Below are 7,398 nucleotides of genomic sequence, written 5' to 3'. Positions count from 1 at the left end.
GCTGGTACCCGCACACCAACCAGGTCGGCCAGACCGGCAAGTCCGTCTCCCCGCAGCTGTACATCGCCTCCGGCATCTCCGGCGCGATCCAGCACCGGGCCGGCATGCAGACCTCCAAGGCCATCGTGGCCATCAACAAGGACCCCGAGGCCCCGATCTTCGACCTGGTCGACTACGGCATCGTCGGCGACCTCTTCGACGTCGTCCCCCAGCTCACCCAGGAGATCAACACCCGCAAGGGCTGACCACCCCACCGCAGTCCCAGGCCCCGTGACCGCACCAACGGTCACGGGGCCTCTGCTCGTCCCAGCGTGAGCGACGCCTGCACGGGCAGATGGTCGCTCGGGTACTGCCCGTCCCGCGAGAACGTGTTCACCCGCGTGCGGTGCGCCGTCACCCCGGGCGTGGCCAGGATCCAGTCGATGCGGTCGCCGTCGGGCACGAGCGGCCGGTAGCCGTGGAAGGTCCCGTACAGCGGACCGCGTTCGGCCGCGATGTCCCACGTGTCGACCAGGCCGGCGCCCAGAAGCGTGTCGTAGACCGGGTCGGCGTGTGCGTAGACGTTGAAGTCGCCGGCCAGCACGACCGGCAGCGAGGGGCCGAGGGCCCTGATCCGCTCGGCGATCAAGGTGGCGGCACGCGTGCGTGCGTACCGGCTCTTGTGGTCGAGGTGGGTGTTGAGGACGTGGAACTCCCGTCCCGCGCGCAGGCGATCGCTGAAGCGGACCCGGGTCACCAGACGGGGATACGCCGAGCCCCAGGTGTTGGAGCCGGGCACCTCGGGCGTGTCGGAGAGCCAGAACGTGGTGTGCTCCACCGCGGCGAGCCGGCGGGTGTCGTAGAAGACGGCCACCGACTCCTCGCTGTCGCCTCCGGGAGTGCCGACCCAGTCGAAGTGCGGGCCGAGGTCGGCCTCGATGTCGAGCAGTTGGAGGAGCTGGCCCTCCTGGGTGCCGATGACATGCGGCGCCGCCCCGCGCAGCAGCGTGCGCATCACCGGACGGCGGAGCGTCCAGCTGTTGGGCTCCTCGGTGCCGGCGACCCGGAGGTTGAACGTCATGACCTCCAGCGGGGGAGTGGACGCGGGCCTCCCGCGCGGAGGGCTCTCGTGCCGAGGGCTCTCCTGCGGAGGTCTCCCGTGCAGGGCGGCGGACGCCCCTACCGTCCCGAGCAGGGGAACGGCGACGGCGGCGGCCATCATGGTTCTCAGCCCCGCCCGCCTGGTGGGTCCCCCGCTGCTGCCGGTCATGTGTCCCCCTCCCCTTGTGAGCCAGGATGAAGGTGTGCACCGCTGTGCGGAAGCGGGTGTCGCCCTGTATGGGAGCACGCCGTGGACAGGGTGTTGACCCGCTGGAAGCTCCACGGATAGCTTCATTCAACGGATTGTTGATTCCGTAGAGCGGAAAACAGGAGGAAGTGGCATGGGCCAGGGACGGCAGGAGAAGGTGGCGACGAGCCTCGAGGGCGCCGTCAGCAAGGAGATCAGCGCCTCCCTCGCCCCGGTCGACGCCGAGCTGGAGCGCCGCTACCCCGGAGACCCCGGCACCCGCCAGCCCGTGCACACCGTCTACGTCCCCGGAGATGTCTTCGCGGCCGGCACCGTCCGCTCCTGGGGCGACCAGGCCCTCGCCGCCCTCGACGAACACGCCCCGGACGCCGCCTCCCTCGCCGCGGTCCTCGGCCTGTCCGCCGGACTCGCGGAGCCCGTCCACGACCGTGTGCGGGCCAAGCTGGAGCGCGAGCCGATCGAGGACCTGCGCGTCGACTTCGAGGACGGCTACGGCAACCGGCCCGATGCCGAGGAGGACGAGGCGGCTGCGCGCGCGGCCCGGCTGCTCGCCGCGGCGTACCGGAACGGGACGGCGACCCCGTACATGGGCATCCGGATGAAGTGCATGGAGGCGCCGGTACGCGACCGGGGCATCCGTACCCTCGACATCTTCCTCACCGGCCTCATGGAGGCCGGCGGGCTGCCCGCCGGGCTGGTCCTCACGTTGCCGAAGGTGACGTACGCCGAGCAGGTCACCGCCATGGTCCGGCTCCTGGAGGCGTTCGAGACGGCGCGCGGGCTCGAACCCGGCCGGATCGGCTTCGAGATCCAGATCGAGACCAGCCAGTCCATCCTGGCCACCGACGGCACCGCGACCGTCGCCCGTATGATCCAGGCCGCCGGGGGCCGGGCCACCGGGCTGCACTACGGCACCTTCGACTACAGCGCCTGTCTCGGGGTCTCCGCCGCCTACCAGGCCGGCGACCACCCGGCCGCCGACCATGCCAAGGCGATCATGCAGGTGGCGGCCGCGGGCACCGGCGTCCGTGTCTCGGACGGCTCCACCAATGTCCTGCCGGTCGGCCCGACCGAGCGGGTCCACGACGCCTGGCGGCTGCACTACGGTCTCACCCGGCGCGCCCTCGCCCGTGCCTACTACCAGGGCTGGGACATGCACCCCGGGCACCTCCCGACCCGCTATGCGGCCGTCTTCGCCTTCTACCGCGAAGGCCTCGAACAGGCCGCCGCCCGTCTCGCCCGCTACGCCGCCCGGGCCACCGGCGACGTGATGGACGAGCCCGCCACCGCCAAGGCCCTCGCCGGCTATCTGCTGCGCGGACTGGACTGCGGCGCCCTCGACATCGCCGAGGTGGCCCGGCTGACCGGCCTGACCCGGGCGGACCTGGAGGGCTTCGCGTCGCCGCGGCGTGCCGATCCGACCGTCTGAGCGCAGTGGCCGACGGCACGATACGGCGCCTATGGAAGCGACGGCGGCGCGCCGGTCCCCTGCACCGTCACGTACTCCTCCAGTCCGGAGGCCGTCACCAGCTTCTCCTCGGCGAACAGCCGGGTGCCCTGCTCGCACAGCCGCCGGTCGGCACGGGCCCGGGCGCAGAACTCCTCGGGCGTGACTCCGAACAGCCTCCTCAACCGGGCCGATCCCAGGAGGAGTTCGGTCAGCAGCCGCCGCTGGCCCGGGTGGGTGCGCGGCTCGCTGCCGCCGTTGTGCAGGACGCCTCGGCGATTGACGTACGCGTACACGCCCGGAAGCGTCACGCCGTCCGCCAGCTCGATCCGCACCTCGGGCGCGGGCAGCCACGCGCGCCGGAAATTGCCGAGGGGCAGCGGTACGCCCTCGCTCGCGTCGATCACGGCGAGCTGCTCGGCGTCCAGCCACAGCACGAACAGCTCCCGCACGTCCGCGGGCGCGTTGAACGGGGACGCGGACACGTACCCCAGGCGGCTCACATGGGCGGAGACGCCGATCCCGATGCCCGTCACCCGGGTTCTCACCATCGGCAATGGGGAGGCGATCCTGGACTCGGCCATCTTCTTGCGCAGTTGGGCGGGGCTGGCGTTGGAGCCGACCGCGAGGACCGGGGAGCGGTCGGTGTGCACCAGACGGTCCAGAGGCAGCAGCCGGTCCCCGTCCAGGAGCCCGGATTCCCGGGGCCAGGCTCCGGGGTAGAGCAGCGGATGGTCGCGCGGTGCCTCGGCCAGGCCCAGGGTTTCGAGGGTCCGCTCGGTCATGGGCCGCTCAATCCGCCGGGGGCAGTTCGCCCGAGCCGCGGCTGATCAGCCGGGTAGGCAGCTCGATCCGCTCCGGGTCGGACAGGGTGCCGTCCAACTGGCCGAAGAGCCGCTCGGCGGCGGTCCGGCCGAGGGCCGCCGCGTCCTGCGCGACCACGGTGACTCCCGGCTGGAGCAGATCGGCGAGCTCGATGTCGTCGAAGCCCACGAGGGCGACACGCCGGGACTGTTCGGCGAGGACGCGGATCACGGTGACCGTCACCCGGTTGTTGCCGGAGAACACGGCCGTGACGGGGGAGGGCCCGGAGAGCATCACCTCGGCCGCCCTGCGCACCCGCTCGGGATCGGTGGCGCCGAGCGACATCCAGGAGTCCTCGACAGCTATGCCCGCGTCCTCCATGGCGGCCCGGTAGCCGCGCAGCCGTTCGGCGGCCGTGTGGATACGGGGCATGTCACCGATGAAGCCGATCCGGCGGTGCCCGTGGGCGATGAGATGGGCAACCCCGTCGCGGGCGCCGCCGAAGTTGTCCGACAGCACGACATGGGCGTCGATCCGGCCGGCCGGACGGTCCACGAACACCGTCGCCACACCCGCTTTGAGCTCCGGTTCCAGATACCGGTGGTCGTCACCGGCCGGAATGACCACCAGTCCGTCCACCCGCCGCGCGCACAGGGCCAGCACCAGCTCCTGCTCGCGCTCCGGGTCCTCCGCGCTCGAGCCGTTGATCAGCAGGGCACCATGGGCGCGGGCCACTTCCTCCACCGCCCGGCTGAGCGGGCCGTAGAACGGGTCGGCGAGGTCCTCCAGGACGAGGCCGATGCTTGCGGTGCGGCCCTTGCGCAGTACTCGGGCGCTGTCGTTGCGGCGGAAGCCCAGCGCGTCGATGGCCTCCTGGACCCGGCGCTCCGTCTCCGGGGTGACGCCCGGCTCCCCGTTGACCACACGGGAGACCGTCTTGAGCCCGACCCCCGCGCGGGCCGCCACGTCCTTCATGGTCGGACGAGTGCCATAGCGGGTCCCGGCGAAACGGTCTGCGCGGCTGTGGGTCTCGGGCACGGTGCGGCGTCCTGTCCTGTCGTCGACGGGGGTGCGGCGGTCCATGATTTTGTATGAGGATGTGGCGTCGAGCATAGAGCCTGGACAACGTTGTCAGATGCGGGAGACACTGTCCACCGCAATCTCCGGCCCGCGTCCCCACCGCGACCGGCCGCCCGCTGTCCCGGCTGATGGGGAGATCCGACACTGATGCACACCGACCTCGTGGCCGCGCTCGACATCGGCGGTACCAAGATCGCCGGAGCCCTGGTCGACGGCCAGGGCCGGATCCTGGTCCGCACACAGCGCGCCACGCCCGCTCAGGAGGACGGCGAGACGGTGATGCGGGCGGTCGAGGCGGTCCTCGGCGAGCTGGCCGCCGGGCCGCTGTGGGGACGTGCCACAGCCCTCGGCATCGGCAGCGCCGGGCCGGTGGACGCCTCGGCGGGCACGGTGAGCCCGGTCAATGTGCCCGGCTGGCGCGACTACCCGCTCGTCCGGCGGGTCCGGGCCGTCACCGGAGGGCTGCCCGTGGAGCTGATCGGCGACGGTGTGGCCATCACGGCCGCCGAACACTGGCAGGGGGCGGCCCGCGGGCACGACAACGCGCTGTGCATGGTCGTCTCGACGGGCGTCGGTGGCGGTCTGGTCCTGAACGGCCGGCTGCACCCCGGCCCGACCGGCAACGCGGGCCATATCGGACACATCAGCGTCGATCTCGACGGCGACCCGTGTCCGTGCGGCGGGCGCGGCTGTGTGGAGCGCCTCGCGAGCGGTCCGAACATTGCCCGGCGCGCGATCGAGGCAGGCTGGCTGCCGGGCCCGGACGGCGACACCTCGGCCGAGGCGGTGGCCGCAGCGGCCCGCGCGGGCGATCCGGTGGCCGTGGCCTCCTTCGAACGCGCGGCCCAGGCCCTGGCCGCAGGTATCGCCGCCACCGCGAACCTCGTCGAGATCGACATCGCCGTCGTCGGCGGGGGAGTGGCCAAGGCGGGCGACGTGCTGTTCACCCCTCTGCACAAGGCCCTGGGCGACTACGCGACCCTGTCCTTCGTCCAGCGCCTGACGGTCACGCCGGCCCAGATGGGGACGGACGCGGGACTGGTGGGCGCAGCCGCCGCGGCGCTGGCCCGGCGGCCGGACGCGACGGCGGCCGGGGTCTGACGAACGGCACCGCGGCGGAGACCGGGCGCGCCTGAATGTCCGGCTTCCGTCGAGGATCCGGACGCGGCTCGGGTTCGTCGTCCTCCCGTCGGGCGGCGGCCCCGCCGTTCGCCCACGGGGCCGAGGGCCCCGGCTTCCGACCGGTCAGTGGGTCATCGGCTCAGCAGCCGATCCGGGCGTCCGCCCAGTCCGCGTGGTCCGGGAGCGCACCGCCGCACAGCACGACGATCGATCTGGAGAGCGGAACGGCGGTGATCCGCGTGACTCCCGGCGACCTGAGTAGTTGGACGGGGCATGAAGAAGCGCAGCATGCTCGCCATCGCCTCCCTCGCCACCGGTTTCGTCGTCGCGGCGATCACCCCGTCCCACTCCGCGGGGGACGACACGGGTGATCTCGACGTGGGTGAGACGGTCAGCACCGTCGACCACTCCGTCACCGCCGACGGCCTGGCCGTGGACGTGAGCGCCCTCGGGCAGAAGGGCTGACGGACACGGATGCGCGACCGTGGCGCCGGTGCCCCCGGGAGGGACGCCGGCGCCGCGGCGCGTGCGCCCTCAACTGGGGCTGGTTTCCGTGGCAGGGTGGAGCGGGCAAGCCACAGGGGGCCAACAGAAGAGGGGGAAACGTGACCGTCGTTTGGATCAACGGCGCGTTCGGTGCGGGGAAGACCGCCACCGCACGGGAACTGATCGACCTGATCCCGAACAGCACGCTCTTCGACCCCGAGGTCATCGGCGGAGCGCTGACGCACCTGCTGCCGCCCAAGCACCTCGCCGAGGTCGGCGATTTCCAGGACCTGCCGATCTGGCGCCGTCTCGTGATCGACACGGTGGCCGCGATGCTCACCGAGCTCGGCGGAACCCTCGTCGTCCCGATGACCCTCCTGCGCCAGGAGTACCGCGACGAGATCTTCGGCGGTCTCGCCGCACGCCGGATCACCGTCCGGCACATCCTGCTCGCCCCGGCCGAAACGATCCTGCGCGAGCGGATAGCCGGGCGGGAGGTCCCGCCGGCCCCCGACGGCGAGATACGGACACGGCAATGGTCGGACGACCACATCGAGCCGTACCGCCACGCCCTTGCCTCCTGGCTCACCGCCGACGCGCACCCGGTCGACAACAGCGTGCTCACCCCGTACGAGACCGCCGCACGCATCGCCGAGGCCGTCAGCGCCGGAGCCGTGGCCGTCTGCGACATCGTGCAGACCCCGGAGCCCACCGCGGAGACGGTCGCCGCCGGAGTGCTCCTGTTCGACGAGGAGGACCGGGTACTGCTCGTCGACCCCACCTACAAGGCCGGCTGGGAGTTCCCCGGCGGTGTCGTCGAGCCGGGCGAGGCGCCCGCGCGGGCCGGCATGCGCGAGGTCGCCGAGGAGACCGGGATCCGCCTGAACGACGTACCACGGCTTCTCGTCGTCGACTGGGAGGCACCCGCGCCTCCCGCGTTCGGGGGCCTGCGGCTCCTCTTCGACGGTGGCCGGCTCGACGCCGCCGAGGCGGGCCGGCTGCTGCTGCCGGGCCCCGAGCTGCGCGACTGGCGCTTCGCCGGCGAACAGGAGGCGGCACAGCTGCTCCCGCCGGTCCGCTACGAGCGGCTGCGCTGGGCACTGCGGGCGCGGGAGCGCGGTGCGGCGCTGTATCTGGAGGCGGGCGTCCCCGTCGGCTGAACGTCCGGGAG

At 72.4% G+C, this 7,398-nt stretch carries 8 protein-coding genes; 5 read left to right on the top strand and 3 right to left on the bottom strand.

The annotated features are described in order from the left end of the window. The coding region (locus F7R91_RS10445; RefSeq protein WP_150946846.1) for an electron transfer flavoprotein subunit alpha/FixB family protein at positions 1-245 on the top strand (245 nt) is incomplete at its 5' end. 41 nt (positions 246-286) lie between these two features. Here the strand turns inward: F7R91_RS10445 and F7R91_RS10440 are convergent. Further along, positions 287-1,249, bottom strand: coding sequence for an endonuclease/exonuclease/phosphatase family protein (locus F7R91_RS10440; RefSeq protein ID WP_150946844.1), 963 nt, complete (start codon positions 1,247-1,249; stop codon positions 287-289). Positions 1,250-1,421: 172 nt separating this feature from the next. Here F7R91_RS10440 and F7R91_RS10435 point away from each other — a divergent pair, with 172 nt between their 5' ends. Further along, positions 1,422-2,717 carry a DUF6986 family protein gene (locus F7R91_RS10435; RefSeq protein ID WP_150946842.1) on the top strand — a complete coding sequence of 432 codons (1,296 nt, stop codon included), beginning with the start codon at positions 1,422-1,424 and terminating at the stop codon, positions 2,715-2,717. 29 nt (positions 2,718-2,746) lie between these two features. Here the strand turns inward: F7R91_RS10435 and F7R91_RS10430 are convergent, their stop codons facing one another. After that, entirely contained in the window at positions 2,747-3,520 is a 774-nt protein-coding gene (locus tag F7R91_RS10430) for a hypothetical protein (RefSeq protein ID WP_191971424.1), read from the bottom strand. Positions 3,521-3,527: 7 nt separating this feature from the next. Beyond that, positions 3,528-4,577: a LacI family DNA-binding transcriptional regulator gene (locus tag F7R91_RS10425; protein ID WP_150946901.1), complete on the bottom strand. Its 1,050-nt coding sequence runs from the start codon at positions 4,575-4,577 to the stop codon at positions 3,528-3,530. A 189-nt stretch (positions 4,578-4,766) separates the two neighbouring features. On the opposite strand from F7R91_RS10425, the gene F7R91_RS10420 reads away from it, so the two are divergent. The 3 genes from F7R91_RS10420 to F7R91_RS10410 all read left to right on the top strand — a co-directional run bounded on the left by F7R91_RS10420 (position 4,767) and on the right by F7R91_RS10410 (position 7,387). Beyond that, a complete protein-coding gene (locus F7R91_RS10420; RefSeq protein ID WP_150946838.1) occupies positions 4,767-5,720 on the top strand; it encodes an ROK family protein in 954 nt (317 codons plus the stop codon). A gap of 294 nt (positions 5,721-6,014) precedes the next feature. Next, positions 6,015-6,206, top strand: a complete 192-nt coding sequence (locus F7R91_RS10415) for a hypothetical protein (protein ID WP_150946836.1) — start codon at positions 6,015-6,017, stop codon at positions 6,204-6,206. Positions 6,207-6,346: 140 nt separating this feature from the next. Continuing rightward, a complete protein-coding gene (locus tag F7R91_RS10410) occupies positions 6,347-7,387 on the top strand; it encodes an NUDIX hydrolase (RefSeq protein WP_150946834.1) in 1,041 nt (346 codons plus the stop codon). Positions 7,388-7,398 lie beyond the last annotated feature (11 nt).

Source organism: Streptomyces luteolifulvus (assembly GCF_008806595.1).
GTDB classification, from domain to species: domain Bacteria; phylum Actinomycetota; class Actinomycetes; order Streptomycetales; family Streptomycetaceae; genus Streptomyces; species Streptomyces luteolifulvus.
Note: the sequence above shows the minus strand (reverse complement) of the source record. Positions and strands in the feature narration are given on the sequence as shown.

What these genes read in the sequence shown, in the direction of transcription:
- F7R91_RS10440 (WP_150946844.1), bottom strand. Translation starts at nt 1,249, where the DNA reads ATGACCGGCAGCAGCGGGGGACCCACCAGGCGGGCGGGGCTGAGAACC.
- F7R91_RS10435 (WP_150946842.1), top strand. Translation starts at nt 1,422, where the DNA reads ATGGGCCAGGGACGGCAGGAGAAGGTGGCGACGAGCCTCGAGGGCGCC.
- F7R91_RS10430 (WP_191971424.1), bottom strand. Translation starts at nt 3,520, where the DNA reads ATGACCGAGCGGACCCTCGAAACCCTGGGCCTGGCCGAGGCACCGCGC.
- F7R91_RS10420 (WP_150946838.1), top strand. Translation starts at nt 4,767, where the DNA reads ATGCACACCGACCTCGTGGCCGCGCTCGACATCGGCGGTACCAAGATC.
- F7R91_RS10415 (WP_150946836.1), top strand. Translation starts at nt 6,015, where the DNA reads ATGAAGAAGCGCAGCATGCTCGCCATCGCCTCCCTCGCCACCGGTTTC.